Genomic DNA, 14,220 nt, shown 5'->3' on the forward strand with positions numbered 1-14,220 from the left:
TCTTCACGTCTGATGTCATTTTTGACACGAATACCCAAAATCAGCGAAAGCCTGCCGATGACCAAACAAAGCCCCGCCGACCTCGCTCCGCGCATTCTGGCCTCCGATCGCCGCGCCTTGGCCCGCGCGATCACGCTGGTGGAATCGGGCCGGGCCGAGCATCGCGCGCAGGCGGTCGAATTGCTGGATACGCTGGCGGGCGAAGGGCGTCAGGCGCTGCGCATCGGGCTTTCGGGCACGCCGGGCGTGGGCAAATCCACCTTCATCGAAGCCTTCGGGATGATGCTGACCGCGAAGGGGCTGAAGGTCGCCGTGCTCGCGGTCGATCCGTCCTCGGCGCGCTCGGGCGGCTCGATCTTGGGCGACAAGACCCGGATGGAGCGGCTCTCGCGCGATCCCAATGCTTTTATCCGCCCCTCGCCGTCTCAGGCGCATCTGGGCGGCGTCGCGCGGCGCACCCGCGAGGCGGTGTCTCTGTGCGAGGCGGCGGGCTTCGACGTGGTGCTGATCGAGACCGTGGGCGTCGGCCAGTCCGAGACGCTCGTGGCCGAGATGGTGGATCTGTTCGTGCTGCTGATGGCCCCTGCGGGCGGCGACGAGCTGCAGGGCGTCAAGCGCGGCATCATGGAGATGGCCGACCTGATCTTGGTGAACAAGGCGGATGGCGATCTGAAACCGGCCGCGATGCGGACGGTCTCGGATTACGCCGGTGCGCTGCGGCTGCTGCGCAAGCGGCCTCAGGACCCCGAGGGGTTCCCCAAGGCGCTGCCGGTCTCGGCGATGGAAGAGAACGGGCTGGAGAAGGCCTGGGACGAGATGACCGCGCTGGCCGAGTGGCGGCGCGCGAACGGGCATTTCGATCAGCGCCGGGCCGAGCAGGCGCGCCACTGGTTCGAGGCCGAAGTCCGCGAGGGGCTGCTTGCGCGGTTGCGTCAGGACCCGGAGATCCGCGCCAAGATGCGCGAATTGGGCGATGCCGTGGCCAGCGGCGAAAGCGCGGCCTCGGCGGCCGCAGCCGAGATGCTGGAGCAGTTGGGCGGCTGAGCGCCGCCCTGCCCGGCTCCGCTCACATATCGCTTTCTTTCTTGTCCATCGTGGGCTCGGTATGTTCCGGCTCCCCGTGGGTCATGTCTTCATGTGAAATCTGCGGATCGGCGACCGGTGCACTATCCGGCGTCGCCGCGGCGGGTTGATCGCGGTTGAGATCGACCGGGATGTCCACGACCATCAGCCCCGTCTTCTCGAAGCGCAGGTTGAGCGTGACCATGTCGCCTTGGTGGAGCGGCTGGTTCAGCCCCATGAACATGACGTGATCGCCGCCACGCTGCAGGACATGCTCGTCCTTGGCGGGAATCTCGAAGCCCTCCTTGACCTCGAGCATCTGCATCTCGCCATTCGGGCCTTGCTTGTGGGTGTGCAACTCGACGCGCGCGGCGACGTTCGAGCTGACCGAGAGAAGGCGATCGTCGAGATCGGAGATATTCTTGATCTCCATGAAGGCTGCCGCCGATTTCGACATCGGGGTCGAGACCCGGACGTAAGGATCGAGGATCTGGATCGGTTCGGCGGCGAAGGCGGGGAGAGCTGCGGCGATCAGGGCCGCGCTCATCAGGTATTTGCGGATCATTTGCGTCTCCTGTGGGTGTGTTCGTCTGAAAGTTTGGGGTCAGACGGTCACGGGCGGTCCGCGGGCGCGCGGCACCACGACGGCCTGCGCCTGCGCGGTCTCGGGCTCGACCGTCTCGACACTGCGCCCCTCGCCTTGGGGCGGTGTCGGCAGAGCCGGCGCGAGCGCGACGGCGGCCATCATCGCCAGCACCATGTCGGGGCAGATATGGGCGGGACCGGTCGGGTTGCCCTCGGCATCGACGCTGACCGTGGTCACGCCATAGCCGGTGCAGAGCACCACCTCGCCCGCGACGCGCGCCTGACCGCGTGCGACCGCCATCGTCATGCTGGTCATGGCCAGCATGAGCGCCGCGGCGATCCCGATTGGCAGCTTGAAGCGCGTCCTCCACATGGCGCTCACACTAGCGTGACGACGCAGGGAGGGAAATACGGCAGATAACGCCGCATAAGCAAAAACCCCGCGCCGAGGCGCGGGGTTTTCGTAACTGTGGATCCAGAAAGGATCAGGCGGCTGCCTGAGCTTTCGCGATCGCTTTCTTGATCTTCAGAGCATTCACCGACAGCTCTGCATCCTTCGCCTTGGCGAGGAACGCGTCGAGACCGCCGCGATGGTCAACCGAGCGCAGGCCGGCTGCGGAAACGCGCAGCTTGAAGCTCTGGCCCAGGGTGTCCGAGATCAGGGAGACATCGTTCAGGTTCGGCAGGAAGCGACGACGCGACTTGTTGTTCGCGTGGCTCACTTTGTTGCCCGTCGTGGGGCCCTTGCCGGTCAGTTCGCAAACGCGCGACATGGCATTCTTCCTTCGTTTCTTACCTGGCCGAAGTTACGCGAATCGCGCGCCCGGCCCCAACATGAGAAGGCGCCGCATGGCAGCGCCCGAAAATCTGTTGGCGCGGAATACGGGCAATGGCGTCTCGCGTCAAGTCGCCCAAGCCGTTTTTATGCCCCTCACGCATCGCTTAAGGGGCGGTTTTACCAGCCACGCTGGGCCAGGTGACGCAAACCCTGGGTCACATCGGTGCGCACGGCCAATCGAAGCGCCGGTTCGTCGCCCGCCCGCAGAGCCGAGAGAATCATCCGGTGGTGGCGCGGCGGTTCGTTGCGCTGCAGCTTGGTGTAGACGGCGCGCATCGTCGGCCCCAGCTGCAGCCAGACGGTTTCGATCACCGCGAGCATCGCGGGCGCCTGCGCTCGCAGATAGAGCGTGCGGTGAAATTCGAGATTGGTGCGGATGTAGCCCACCGCATCCTGCTTCGCGACGGCCTCGGCATTGGCGACGTTGATCGCGCCGAGACGGTCGATCAGTGCGAGGTGGGCGCGCGGTAGGGCGCGGGCCGACAGCTCCGGTTCGATCAATGCGCGCAGCGCCGCCAGCTCCTCGATCCGCTCGTTCGACAGCTCCGGCGTGGCGACGCGGCCCGAACTGGACAGCGTCAGCGCCCCTTCCGCCACCAGCCGCCGCAGCGCCTCGCGCGCGGGGGTCATGGAGACACCGTATTGCTTACCCAAGCCCCGCAGCGTCAACGCGGTGCCCGGCAGCAACTCCCCAACCATGATCTGCTGACGCAAGGCGCGGTAAAGCCGATCATGGGCGGCGGTCTCGATGGGACGTGTGGAAATCGTGGTCATGCGCTTTTTGTGATCACGTTAGCAGCCGGGGTCAATCTCGAAACCGGATCGCATGCAACGCAGACCCTTCGCGCTTGAGCCAGGCGCGCTCTGTCTTGAAGCTCGGGCGCAGGGCTTCGACGACGCGCCAGAAGGCGGGCGAATGATTCATCTCCTCGAGATGCGCGACCTCATGGGCCGCGACGTAGTCGAGCACCTCCGGCGGCGCCATGATCAGGCGCCAGCTATAGGACAGCGCCCCCGTTGAGCTGCACGAGCCCCAGCGTGAGCGCGTATCGCGAATCGTGATCTTGGCGAAGTCGCGCCCGATCTCGGAGGCATAGCGCGCGCTGGCCGCATGGAGCCGCATCCGGGCCGCGTGTTTGAAAAAGGTCTCGACCCGCACGCCCAGACGCGCTGGGTCTTCGGGCACCAAGAGCCGCGCGCCGTCGATCTTCGGGCTGCGCAATCGTGCGGGCTCCAATGTCAGCATCTGCCCCTCGAAGGGGATGCCCTGTCCGAATCGTACCGCCTGCGCGGGCGGAATCGCACCGAGGGTCTTGCGCAGCCATTCGGTTTGCGAGCGCGCGAAGGCCAAAGCCTCGCGCTCGGACGCACCCCGCGGGATCGTGAGCGCCACCCGGCCGTCCACCCGCGACACCCGTAGAGAGAACCGCCGGGCACGCCCGGAGCGGCGCAGAACCAACTCCACCTCAGGCAGTTCGGGAATGGGGAGCGTGCGGGACAGAAGCTTTCTCCGAAAGGTTCGACAGCGAGAGGTGGCCCGCGGGTCGCAGCCCGACCAGAAAAGGCACGAAAAGGCTTTGACACCCTGCCCGGCATGTGGCAGGTGGCTGCGACTCTGCTGGATTAAGTGCGCAGGAGAATTCCATGCCGAAAGAGGAATGGGGCGTCAAGCGTCTGTGCCCGCATTGCGCGAGCCGCTTTTACGACCTGAATAACGACCCGATGACCTGCCCGGTCTGCAACAACACCTTTACCCTCGAGGCTCTGACCTCGGGCAGCGGTCGTACGCTTACGACCGACAAGACGTCGTCTCAGAAAGACGATGACGTCAGTCTCGGAGATGACGATCTCGACACCGATGACGGTGACGTGGATCTCGACGACGATCTGCTCGACGACGACGACGATGACGACAATGTCTCGCTCGATGACATCGCGGATGTCAGCACCGAGGATAAGGAAGACAACTGATCGGCTGGGCCGCTCGGGACTATTGATCAAGGCGCGACGGGAAACCGTGGCGCCTTTTTCTTTGGCCCGGCGCCCTGCCCCGGTACGCAGCCTCGCGCTCCGTTTCCGGGTGCGGATGAAGACTGACGTTCGGGAAGGTGAGAGAGACGAAATTTTCGCGCGGTTCGGGACGAAATTCCTCTTGCACCGCCGCGGCGCTTTGCCTATACGCCTCCCCACACAGCGGGGCTACCCGCTGGACCTCCGGTGGGGCCATAGCTCAGTTGGGAGAGCGCTTGAATGGCATTCAAGAGGTCAGGGGTTCGACTCCCCTTGGCTCCACCAAACAAACTTCGATACGCCGAAAACCCCGCCCTTCGTGGCGGGGTTTCGCGTTTCCGAGGGTTTGCTTTTCTGAAAGCAGCTGAGCCTCACGGCGCTCCCGACAGACGCCTGAGAGGGACCTGAGAGGACCTCTAGGCGCCCTGCCTTTGGAACCAGCCCGGAGGAGGCGCAGAACGTCGACCAGCACCCGCAATCACCCTTGGGACGCCTCCGCAGCCCCCCCCCCCCCCCCCCCCCCCCCCCCCCCCCCCCCCCCCCCCCCCCCCCCCCCCCCCCCCCCCCCCCCCCACACCCATGCGCGGTCCCGAGCCTCCCTCGCAGCGCAGCGAGAGCTTGTCGATGAGGCAGCCCTAAGGACGACCGAAGGCCCACGGCGCAACATGCACAATCAAGAGAGCGCGCAGACCGCAGCAGACAATAGTGCGAACGACAGGCATGGCCTGCGAGGCATTGGCTTTCAGTAGGAGGGGGAAATGGCGGACCCGGGACGATTCGAACGCCCGACCCCTTGATTCGTAGTCAAGTGCTCTATCCAGCTGAGCTACGGGTCCGCTTATGTGGGGCGATGTAACGGCCACGTCGGAGCGATGCAAGAGCAAATTCGAGGCAATTTTGGAAAACCGTCAAAATTCTTGGATGCCCTCGCGGAAGCCCTGAAGATCGGTACGCACCTCCCGGAACGTAACCCCGCGCAGGCTCAGGAAATTGCGCCTGCGCCCTTCTCGGAGGCGCAATCCAGCGCGATATCCGAGGGCAGGAAGATGCGGAACTCGGTGCCGTTGCCGTCGGTCCGCACCAGGTCCAGACGCCCGCCATGACCACGAATCAACTCTGCGGCGATGGCGAGGCCAAGGCCTGTGCCGCCCGCGCGCGTGCCGCCCGTGAAGGGTTTGAAGAGGTGTTCGCGCGCAGTCTCCGGCAGGCCGGGGCCGCTATCTTGCACGCGAATCCACCAGCCATCGGCATTCTCGCCTGCGCCGATCTCCACCGTGCCGTTCTGGCCGGTCGCTTCGATCGCCTGCCGGGCGTTGCGCACGAGGTTGTTGAGTACGCGATAAAGCTGCTCGCGGTCGGCGCGGATCACCAGATTCGGCGGCATGTCGGTGACGAAATCGACGAGCGGGCCTTCGCTCGGGTGCTCTTCGTTCTCCAGAACTTCCTGCGCCAGCTCTCCGAACATGAATCGCGACAGCGTCGGCGGCGGCTCCTTGGCCTTGCCGAAGGCGAGCGTCGTTTCGCACAGGTTGATCGCGCGCTCGATCGAGCCGGTCAGCTTCGGGGCGGCGCGCTTCACGCCGGGATCGTCGGAGCTTTCCATCCGGTCGGCAAAGAGCTGCGCCGTGGTCAGGATATTGCGCAGGTCGTGGCTGATCTTGGCGACCGCCTGCCCGAGCTGCGCGAGACGCTCCTTCTGGCGCAGCGACGCGGTGAGCTGCTGCTGCATCGAGGCCAGCGCCTCCTCCGCCACGCGCAGTTCCTCGACGCTGGCCTGCGGAGTTATGATGCGCCGGGCATCCTCGGGCGCGTCCGCATAAGAAGACATATGCGCGACCAGCCGCTTGATCGGCACGACCATCAGGCGACGCACGAGAAGGAACAGCAAAACGGCGGTGATCACCGAGAAGACCGCCGAGATCGACAAGAGCCGCAGCCCGTATTCCACCATCGCGATCCGCATCGGTTCGGTCGCGAGCGTCACCTCGATCACGATACCGCCCTTCTGCACCGGCTGACCCAGCACCCGGATCACACGATCCCCGGAATCGAAGAGCGCGTGGACCGCATCGCGAATCCGCGTCCATTCGGTCGAATCGCGCAGGTCGTAGGTTTCGGTCACTGGAGAGGGAATCGGCGAGGACAGCACCAGCTGCCGCGCCGCGTCTCTGCGCAGCACCACGTTGAAGACGCCCGCATTGGACAGAAGCTCTTTTTCCAGATCGGGTGCGATGGTGGTGTCAGTGGTCAGAAGCGCAAGCGAGGCGATCTGTGCGCGCTCGAGTCGCGTTAGAAGATAGTCTTCGCGAAAATTCGCCAAACCCGGCAAAAGGATCAACGCCTCGGCGAGCACCACGAAAACCGTGGTCAGGATCAGAAACCGCCCTGAAAGAGTGTTCACTTTCATCGCCTATCAAACGCAAGGCCGTCCCGCAGGATCGGCCCGTCCCCTTCAATGTCACTCTTGATGCACCGCCGGTCAGGATGCAAGGATACCGTCCCCTGCGTCAGCCGCGCTTTGCGCACAAGATAGGCGGCTCGCGCAGAAGGCAAAACCCCGTGAGCGGTCACGATCCGTGCGAAGCGACCGGAAAAGCCGGAAAAAACCCGCTTTGGCGAATTGACTTGCTGGGGAGAGGTCACTAAAGAGCGGCTTCGAAATGCTATCTGGCCCTCGAATCCTGTTTCTGGGCCCGAACCGGAGTGAAAACGATGAAACGCACGTTCCAGCCGTCGAACCTCGTTCGCGCCCGTCGCCACGGCTTCCGCAGCCGCATGGCCACGAAGGGTGGACGCCGGGTTCTCAACGCCCGTCGCGCGAAGGGCCGTAAGCGTCTGTCGGCTTAAGGCCGTTACAGCCGCGACTGGCTTTTGACGCCGCCGGATGCTTTTCGCAGGTCGGGCCCTCGGGTCAGATCGGTGAAAAGACCGGCGGCTTCGCTATTTTGCGCGCCGTTTATTCGCCGGAGGTCGCCTGATGGCCGCCATACGCTCAGATGATCCGACTCGTCCGACCGCGGTTCTGCGGCAGCGGGCGGATTTCCTGAAAGCGGCCTCGGCGCAGCGTAAGGGGATGCCCGGCTTTCTGCTGCAGGCGCGCAAGCGCCGCGGAGACGAGCCCGTCGCCCCCGATCTGATCCGCGTGGGTTTCACCTGCTCGAAGAAGCTCGGCAATGCGGTGGCGCGCAATCGCGCGAAACGGCGTCTGCGCGAGATCGCCCGCGCCGTTCTGCCCAAGGCGGGTCGGCCGGGTTGGGATTATGTTCTGGTCGGGCGCCCCGAGGCGACCACCACCCGCGACTTCGCCGCCATGCTGGCCGAATTCGAGACCGTGCTCACGGTCATTCACGATTTGCCGATCACCCCGCCGCGGCCGCGCAAACCCAAGGGGAGCAAAAGCAAATGAGCCCCCTCGCCCGAATCCTTGCCCTACCGGTTCATGCCTATCGCTTGCTGCTCAGCCCCTGGATGGGGCATGGCTGCCGCTATCAGCCGACCTGTTCGTCCTATGCGCTCGAAGCGCTTGAACGGCATGGTGCGGTGAAGGGTGGTTGGCTGGCCGGGAAGCGGCTCCTGAGCTGCCACCCTTGGGGCGGGCATGGCTATGACCCGGTGCCCGGGGCCGATCCCGAATTTGACGCCGCCCATCGTTGCGCCCATGCGCATGACGCGAAGGACACTCCAGATGCTTGATGACGAAGACAGCCCGATCCATCCGCTTTTCGCAGGCGCACCCTCGACGACCGAGTTCAAGAAGCTGCGCAAGCGCATCGTGCGCGAGACCCGCGAGGCGATCGAGAAATACGGAATGATCGAACGCGGACAACGCTGGCTGGTCTGCCTCTCGGGCGGCAAGGACAGCTACACGCTGCTGGCCGTGCTGCACGAGCTGCAGTGGCGCGGGCTGCTGCCGGTGGAGTTGCTGGCCTGCAATCTCGATCAGGGCCAGCCGGGGTTCCCTGCAACCGTGCTGCCGGAATTCCTCGAGAAGATGGGCGTGCCGCATCGGATCGAATATCAGGACACCTATTCGATCGTGATGGACAAGGTCCCGCAGGGCCGCACCTATTGCGCGCTGTGCTCGCGGCTGCGGCGCGGCAACCTCTATCGCATCGCGCGCGAGGAAGGCTGCTCGGCGGTGGTGCTGGGCCATCACCGCGATGACATCTTGGAAACCTTCTTCATGAACCTGTTCCACGGCTCGCGCCTTGCGACGATGCCGCCGAAACTGCTGAACGAGGAAGGCGATCTCTTCGTCTATCGCCCGCTCGCCTTCGTCTCCGAGGCCGATTGCGAGAAGTTCGCCCGTGCGATGGATTATCCGATCATCCCCTGCGACCTCTGCGGCTCTCAGGACGGGCTGCAGCGCCAGCAGGTGAAGATGATGCTCGACGGCTGGGAGAAGAACGCCCCCGGCCGCCGGAACAAGATGTTCAAGGCGCTGATGAACGCACGCCCCTCGCATCTGTGCGACCCCTCGATCTTCGATTTCGCGGGGCTCGAGCGCCGCGCGGAGGGTGAAGCGGATTTTAACGAAAACGTCCCGGTTTTGCGCGAGCGCGATTAACCGGCTGAACACCAATGACGTCTAGCCTTGCTGGCGAAGGGGGCCTTTAGGGGCCCGCATGTGCCACGGGGGTAGGTGTCATGGGAAATGACGGGGGCAAGCGCGCCGCCCGCAAATCAGAGCTGCGCGCACGATATCAGGGCAAGCCGGGTCCGGTTCTGCTCCGACGCGAGATGATCGCCTTTTTGCCGGCCTGCGGGCTCGCCCTGCTTTGGGTCGGACCCGAGGCGATGGTGCTGATCGGTCTGACCGCGATTCTGGTGGGCTGGATGACCCGCCCCCTGCCCGTTCCGCCCGAGGTCGACGAGGAGGGCTGCGACCCCGCAACCGGCCTGCTGCCGCCGAGTGCCGCGATTGCAGAGATGGCCGCGTCCCTGCAGGATGCGCAGCGGCGCAACCGCCCGACCGGATGCCTGATCCTCGGGCTCGACGCACCCGATCAGGTGCTGCGACGACTGCACCCGAAGGAATTCGACCTTCTGCTGCGCCGGATCGGCGAACGGCTACAGGCGCAGTTGCGCAGCGGCGATGTGGTCACGCGCTGGGACGGCGCGCGGTTCGCGGTGCTGCTGCGCCCGACGCCGCGGCTTGGCCTCGAAGGGATGATCCAGCTTTGCGGCCGCCTTCAGGAAGCGGTGAGCGAGCCTTACGTGATTGCCGAGCAGACGCAGCAGATCACCATGCATATCGGGTTTCACCTCGTGGGCCGAAGTGCCGCGGCCCCGGCCTATCGCGACGACGCGGCCACGCAGGCCAAGGCTGACGCGCGCGCCAACACAGAGGCGGAGGCGGCGCTCTCGCGCGCCGAGACCGCAGCCAACCGCGCGATGCAATCTGGCCCCGGTGCGATCCGCTCCTCCCGTTCGGACAAGATCGCCACGAAAGACCCGGGCCCGCATCCGCTCTCCGCCAGTGTCGGAGAGGCGCTCGAAGCAGGCCATATCAAGGCGTTTTTCCTACCGCAGATTTCCACCGACACAGGCGATATCAGCGGATTTCAGGCGATCCCGCGTTGGCTTCATGCGCAACGCGGGATCCTGACCGAACGCGAGATACTCCCCGCGATCGAGGCGGCAGGGCTGGGCGCGCGCTTCTCCGAGGTCATGCTTTACGCGGCCTTCGGCGCGCTGCGCGACATCGCCCGCGACGGCAGCGATTTTGGCCCGGCCTCGCTTCCCTTTTTGCCCGGACAGATGAGCGACCCGAAGCTGGCCGAGCGGCTGGCCTGGGAATTCGACCGCTTCGAGATCGCCCCGAACCGGCTGCGGCTGATCGTCCCGCAGGCGATGGTGGCACGGCTCGACGATCCGGTCTGCAGCCATACGCTGCACGCGATCAAGCGCCTAGGCTGCCTGATCGAACTGGCGGGATTCGGCTCCGGCCCCGTCTCGGCGGAGACGATCCGCCAGATCGGGCCGCAGCGGCTGCGCATCCATCGCTCGCTCACGGCAGAGATCGACCACAACACCGAACACCAGCGCCTCACCGCCGCGATCGTGTCGATGGCCGAGGGGCTGGGACTGGAGACGCTCGCCGAAGGGGTGCCGGGGATCGCCGAACACGCGATGCTGTGCCAGTTGGGCTGCTCGGCGGTGCAGGGCCAAGCGATTGCCGCGCCGATGCCGATCAGCGAATTCCTCGAATGGGCGGAACGCCATCGCACCAAGCTCGACGCCACGCCGCAGATCGGCAGGCGTTGAGCCACCCCAAAGACCGGGCCGCAGAGCGAGTCGCAGACCGGCCTTTGCGGCTGCGGACCCTGGATTTGCGCCAAAAGCGTGATGGCAAACCATGCCCGATCCACTGTTTCAAGGGAAAATGGCTTGACCTTTGGCTGCCCCTTCTGTTGAACCCATGCAAGTTTTCGACAGGCTTGTGGAATTAGGGTTTCATGGACAACCAAAACAAGAATCTCATTCTCGCGGTGGTGCTTTCTGCGCTCGTGCTGGGCGTCTGGACCTACTTCTTCCCGCCCACGGAAGACACGACAACAGCACCGAGCCAACCGGTCGCAGAGCAGAGCGCCACGCCGGAAAGCACTGATATCGCACCGAAGTCTGCGGACAGCACCACAGGTGCGCCGGTCGATACGGCGACGATGTCCCAAGCCGCGAGCGCCCAATCCCAGAGCGCCGCGCGGATCGAGATCGACACCCCTGCGGTCGAGGGCTCGATCTCGACTCTCGGCGGACGCTTCGACGATCTGTCGCTCAAGAAATACAAGGAAACGCTGGCTGAGGATTCGCCCGACGTGCGGCTTCTGTCGCCGATCAGCGGCGATACCGGCAATTCGACCCTGCCCTATTACGTCGTCTATGGCTGGCTGCCCGCAGGCGGTCTGCCCGGCGATCAGGTGCCCGGTCCGAACACGGTCTGGACGCAGGTCGGCAACGGCAAGCTCACGCCCGACACCCCCGTCACGCTGCAATGGGACAATGGCAACGGCCTGACCTTCCAGCGCGAGATCTCGGTCGACGACAAGTATCTCTTCACGATCAAGCAGTCGGTGCAGAACGGCACCGATGCGCCCGTGAAACTTGCCCCCTACGGCATCATCGCGCGTCACGGCATCCCGCAGGAGCGCCGCGTCTACGTGCTCCACGAAGGCCTCGTGGCGATGGATGACGGCAATCTCGAAGAGATCAAATACAAGAACATCACCAAGCTCGATAACAAGGGCGCCGAGGGGCAGGCCGAGATCAAGCAGGTGCAGGACGCCGGCTGGACGGGCTTCACCGACAAATACTGGCAGACCGTTCTGGCGCCGATCTCGGGCCCGTTCACCTCGGTCGTGAAATATTCCGGCGAGAAGTCCGACATCTACCAGACCGAGACCCGCCTGCCGGTGATCGACGTCGCGCCGGGTGCCAAGGGCGACGCGCAGACCCACCTCTTCGCCGGTGCGAAGGAATGGGAAACCCTGCGCGACTATCAGGACAATGTCCCGATCCCGAAATTCGTCGACTCGCTCGACTGGGGCTGGTTCTACTTCCTCACCAAGCCGATGTTCCGCCTGCTGCACTTCCTGCATGGCGCGATCGGCAACATGGGCTGGGCGATCATCGCACTGACCTTCATCATCAAGCTGATCGTCTTCCCGCTGGCACGGAAGTCCTACATCTCGATGGCGCGCATGAAAGAGCTGCAGCCCGAGATGGAGAAGATGAAGGAAGCTGCCGGCGACGACCGCCAGAAGATGCAGCAGGGCATGATGGAGCTGTACAAGAAGCACAAGGTGAACCCCGCCGCGGGCTGTCTGCCGCTTCTGATCCAGATCCCGATCTTCTTCTCGCTCTATAAGGTGATCTACGTCACGATTGAGCTGTATCACGCGCCGTGGATCGGCTGGATCCATGACCTCTCGGCCCCCGATCCGACCTCGATCCTGAACCTGTTCGGCCTGCTGCCCTTCGCAGCGCCCGATCCGGGCTCGCCGCTCTTCATCCTGTCGCTCGGCATCCTGCCGATCCTGCTGGGTGTGTCGATGTGGTTCCAGCAGCGTCTGAACCCGGCGCCGACGGACAAGACGCAGGCGATGATCTTCGCGTGGATGCCGTGGGTCTTCATGTTCATGCTGGGCAGCTTTGCCTCGGGCCTCGTGCTGTACTGGATCACGAACAACACCATCACGTTCCTCCAGCAGTACACGATCATGTCGATGCACGGGAAACGCCCGGATCTGTTCGGCAATATCAAAGAGAGCTTCCAGCGGAAGAAACCCGCCGAAGAGAAGAAATGAGCGCAACGCTCTCTCGCATCTACCGACATCCGATCAAGTCGATCGGGGTAGAGGAACTGAAGGACGCGTCCCTTGAAGAGGGGCGCGTCTTGCCTTGCGACCGGCAATGGGCGGTGCTGCACGAGCGCTCCAAGGTAGGTGTCGGCGCGGAGGGACGTGCCGATAGCTGGGGGCAGAAGATCAACTTCGTGATCGGGCGCTCCGCGCCGGGGCTGATGGGGGTGACGTCGCGGATGCTCGATAACGGGCACATCTTGCTGGAGCATCCCGAGCAGTGGCATCTCGAGATCGACCCCGAGCGCGAAGCCGACCAGCGCAAGCTATTCGAATGGCTGCGCACCTTCTGGCCGGACAGTGCGCCGCGCCCGACCGCGCTGGTGCGCGGCCCCGACCGGGCCTTCACCGACGACCCCCTGCCCTATGTTTCGCTGATCGGGCAGGCTTCGCTCGACGATCTGTCGGCGCGGGTGGGCAAGCCGATCGACCGCCGCCGCTTCCGCGCCAATCTCTGGGTCGAGGGCTGGGAGCCCTTCGCGGAGATGGACCTGATCGGCAAGACGGTGCGCGTTGGCGAGGCGGAACTGCAACTGCGCGCCTGTATCGGGCGTTGCCGTGCGACGGACGCCAATCTCGAGACGGGCGAACGCGATATCGACATGCTGGCAGAACTGGACCGCCATTACGGGCATACCGACCTTGGCGTGTTCTGTCTCGTCACCAAACCGGGCCGCATCGCGCGCGGCGACAAGATCGAGGTACTCTGATGGAGTTGAATTTCCCGCTGGCCGAGACCCCCGACGATTTTTCGCGTGAGCGCGGGCGCAAGCTGTTTGCCGCGCCCGTCGAGTTCCTCAAGGGCGTCGTCGCAATGAAGGGGCTGCCGCCTGCCGACCGGATCGAGGTCTGCTTCGCGGGCCGCTCCAATGTCGGAAAGTCGAGCCTGATCAACGCGCTGACGAACCGCCGCAACCTTGCGCGCGCCTCGAACACGCCGGGCCGGACGCAGGAGATCAACTATTTCACCACGCAGGACGGCCCCTATCTGGTCGACCTTCCGGGCTACGGTTTCGCGCAGGCCCCCGTCGCGGTGGTCGCGAAATGGCAGGCGCTGCTGAAGGATTACCTGTCGGGTCGCGCCACGCTGCGCCGCGCCTTCGTGCTGATCGACACGCGCCACGGCGTGAAAGCGGTGGATGAGGAAATCCTGACGCTGCTCGACCGCGCCGCCGTCCCCTTCCAGGTCGTGATGACGAAGGCCGACAAGGTCAGCGCAAAGGATTGCGAGAAGGTGCTGGATCAGGTGCGCAAGGCGCTGACGAAGCACCCGGCCGCCTTCCCCGAGATCGTGCTGACCTCATCCGAGAAGGGCGACGGGATCGAGACGCTGCGCGCGATCATCGCCGGGCTGGAGTAACTCCT

General features: G+C 64.7%; 16 protein-coding genes and 2 tRNA genes. 11 read left to right on the plus strand and 7 right to left on the minus strand.

What is annotated here, in order from left to right; translation table 11 throughout:
* Positions 1–57: 57 nt before the first annotated feature.
* Entirely contained in the window at positions 58–1,044 is a 987-nt protein-coding gene (gene meaB, locus BMI86_RS03630) for a methylmalonyl Co-A mutase-associated GTPase MeaB (RefSeq protein WP_078539792.1), read from the plus strand.
* A gap of 22 nt (positions 1,045–1,066) precedes the next feature.
* Here meaB and BMI86_RS03635 read toward each other — a convergent pair whose 3' ends face one another.
* The 5 genes from BMI86_RS03635 to BMI86_RS03655 form a co-directional block, all read right to left on the minus strand.
* Positions 1,067–1,627: a copper chaperone PCu(A)C gene (locus tag BMI86_RS03635; RefSeq protein WP_078539793.1), complete on the minus strand. Its 561-nt coding sequence runs from the start codon at positions 1,625–1,627 to the stop codon at positions 1,067–1,069.
* Positions 1,628–1,666: 39 nt separating this feature from the next.
* Positions 1,667–2,020 (minus strand): hypothetical protein, encoded by a 354-nt coding sequence (locus BMI86_RS03640; protein ID WP_078539794.1) that lies wholly within the window; start codon positions 2,018–2,020, stop codon positions 1,667–1,669.
* A gap of 112 nt (positions 2,021–2,132) precedes the next feature.
* Positions 2,133–2,420 carry a 50S ribosomal protein L28 gene (gene rpmB / locus BMI86_RS03645; protein ID WP_078519735.1) on the minus strand — a complete coding sequence of 96 codons (288 nt, stop codon included), beginning with the start codon at positions 2,418–2,420 and terminating at the stop codon, positions 2,133–2,135.
* A gap of 182 nt (positions 2,421–2,602) precedes the next feature.
* Positions 2,603–3,259: a GntR family transcriptional regulator gene (locus BMI86_RS03650; RefSeq protein WP_078519736.1), complete on the minus strand. Its 657-nt coding sequence runs from the start codon at positions 3,257–3,259 to the stop codon at positions 2,603–2,605.
* Positions 3,260–3,290: 31 nt separating this feature from the next.
* Positions 3,291–3,950 carry a SprT family zinc-dependent metalloprotease gene (locus BMI86_RS03655; RefSeq protein ID WP_244176546.1) on the minus strand — a complete coding sequence of 220 codons (660 nt, stop codon included), beginning with the start codon at positions 3,948–3,950 and terminating at the stop codon, positions 3,291–3,293.
* Between the two features lie 179 nt (positions 3,951–4,129).
* Here BMI86_RS03655 and BMI86_RS03660 point away from each other — a divergent pair, with 179 nt between their 5' ends.
* Together BMI86_RS03660 and BMI86_RS03665 are read left to right on the plus strand one after the other, a co-directional pair.
* Positions 4,130–4,456, plus strand: a complete 327-nt coding sequence (locus BMI86_RS03660) for a TIGR02300 family protein (protein WP_078519738.1) — start codon at positions 4,130–4,132, stop codon at positions 4,454–4,456.
* A gap of 248 nt (positions 4,457–4,704) precedes the next feature.
* Positions 4,705–4,780, plus strand: a tRNA-Ala gene (locus tag BMI86_RS03665).
* Positions 4,781–5,254: 474 nt separating this feature from the next.
* Here the strand turns inward: BMI86_RS03665 and BMI86_RS03675 are convergent.
* Together BMI86_RS03675 and BMI86_RS03680 are read right to left on the minus strand one after the other, a co-directional pair.
* Positions 5,255–5,331: transfer RNA gene (locus BMI86_RS03675), tRNA-Arg, on the minus strand.
* Between the two features lie 146 nt (positions 5,332–5,477).
* On the minus strand, positions 5,478–6,902 hold the full coding sequence (locus tag BMI86_RS03680; protein ID WP_078539797.1) for a HAMP domain-containing sensor histidine kinase: 1,425 nt from the start codon (positions 6,900–6,902) through the stop codon (positions 5,478–5,480).
* A 305-nt stretch (positions 6,903–7,207) separates the two neighbouring features.
* Here BMI86_RS03680 and rpmH point away from each other — a divergent pair, with 305 nt between their 5' ends.
* The 8 genes from rpmH (at position 7,208) to yihA (ending at position 14,215) form a co-directional block, all read left to right on the plus strand.
* Positions 7,208–7,342, plus strand: coding sequence for a 50S ribosomal protein L34 (gene rpmH / locus BMI86_RS03685; protein WP_075776231.1), 135 nt, complete (start codon positions 7,208–7,210; stop codon positions 7,340–7,342).
* Between the two features lie 130 nt (positions 7,343–7,472).
* Entirely contained in the window at positions 7,473–7,901 is a 429-nt protein-coding gene (rnpA, locus tag BMI86_RS03690; RefSeq protein ID WP_078539798.1) for a ribonuclease P protein component, read from the plus strand.
* Positions 7,898–8,188, plus strand: a complete 291-nt coding sequence (yidD, locus tag BMI86_RS03695; protein WP_078519741.1) for a membrane protein insertion efficiency factor YidD — start codon at positions 7,898–7,900, stop codon at positions 8,186–8,188. The genes rnpA and yidD overlap by 4 nt, the downstream gene beginning before the upstream one ends.
* Entirely contained in the window at positions 8,181–9,062 is an 882-nt protein-coding gene (gene ttcA / locus BMI86_RS03700) for a tRNA 2-thiocytidine(32) synthetase TtcA (protein WP_078539799.1), read from the plus strand. The genes yidD and ttcA overlap by 8 nt, the downstream gene beginning before the upstream one ends.
* 80 nt (positions 9,063–9,142) lie before the next feature.
* Positions 9,143–10,762: an EAL domain-containing protein gene (locus BMI86_RS03705; protein ID WP_078539800.1), complete on the plus strand. Its 1,620-nt coding sequence runs from the start codon at positions 9,143–9,145 to the stop codon at positions 10,760–10,762.
* A 191-nt stretch (positions 10,763–10,953) separates the two neighbouring features.
* Positions 10,954–12,801, plus strand: a complete 1,848-nt coding sequence (gene yidC, locus BMI86_RS03710; protein WP_078539801.1) for a membrane protein insertase YidC — start codon at positions 10,954–10,956, stop codon at positions 12,799–12,801.
* Positions 12,798–13,565, plus strand: coding sequence for an MOSC N-terminal beta barrel domain-containing protein (locus BMI86_RS03715; RefSeq protein ID WP_078539802.1), 768 nt, complete (start codon positions 12,798–12,800; stop codon positions 13,563–13,565). The genes yidC and BMI86_RS03715 overlap by 4 nt, the downstream gene beginning before the upstream one ends.
* On the plus strand, positions 13,565–14,215 hold the full coding sequence (yihA, locus tag BMI86_RS03720; protein ID WP_078539803.1) for a ribosome biogenesis GTP-binding protein YihA/YsxC: 651 nt from the start codon (positions 13,565–13,567) through the stop codon (positions 14,213–14,215). The genes BMI86_RS03715 and yihA overlap by 1 nt, the downstream gene beginning before the upstream one ends.
* Positions 14,216–14,220: the final 5 nt, after the last annotated feature.

Origin of the sequence: Thioclava sp. DLFJ5-1, assembly GCF_002020115.1 — a bacterium.
Taxonomy (GTDB): Bacteria; Pseudomonadota; Alphaproteobacteria; order Rhodobacterales; family Rhodobacteraceae; genus Thioclava; species Thioclava sediminum.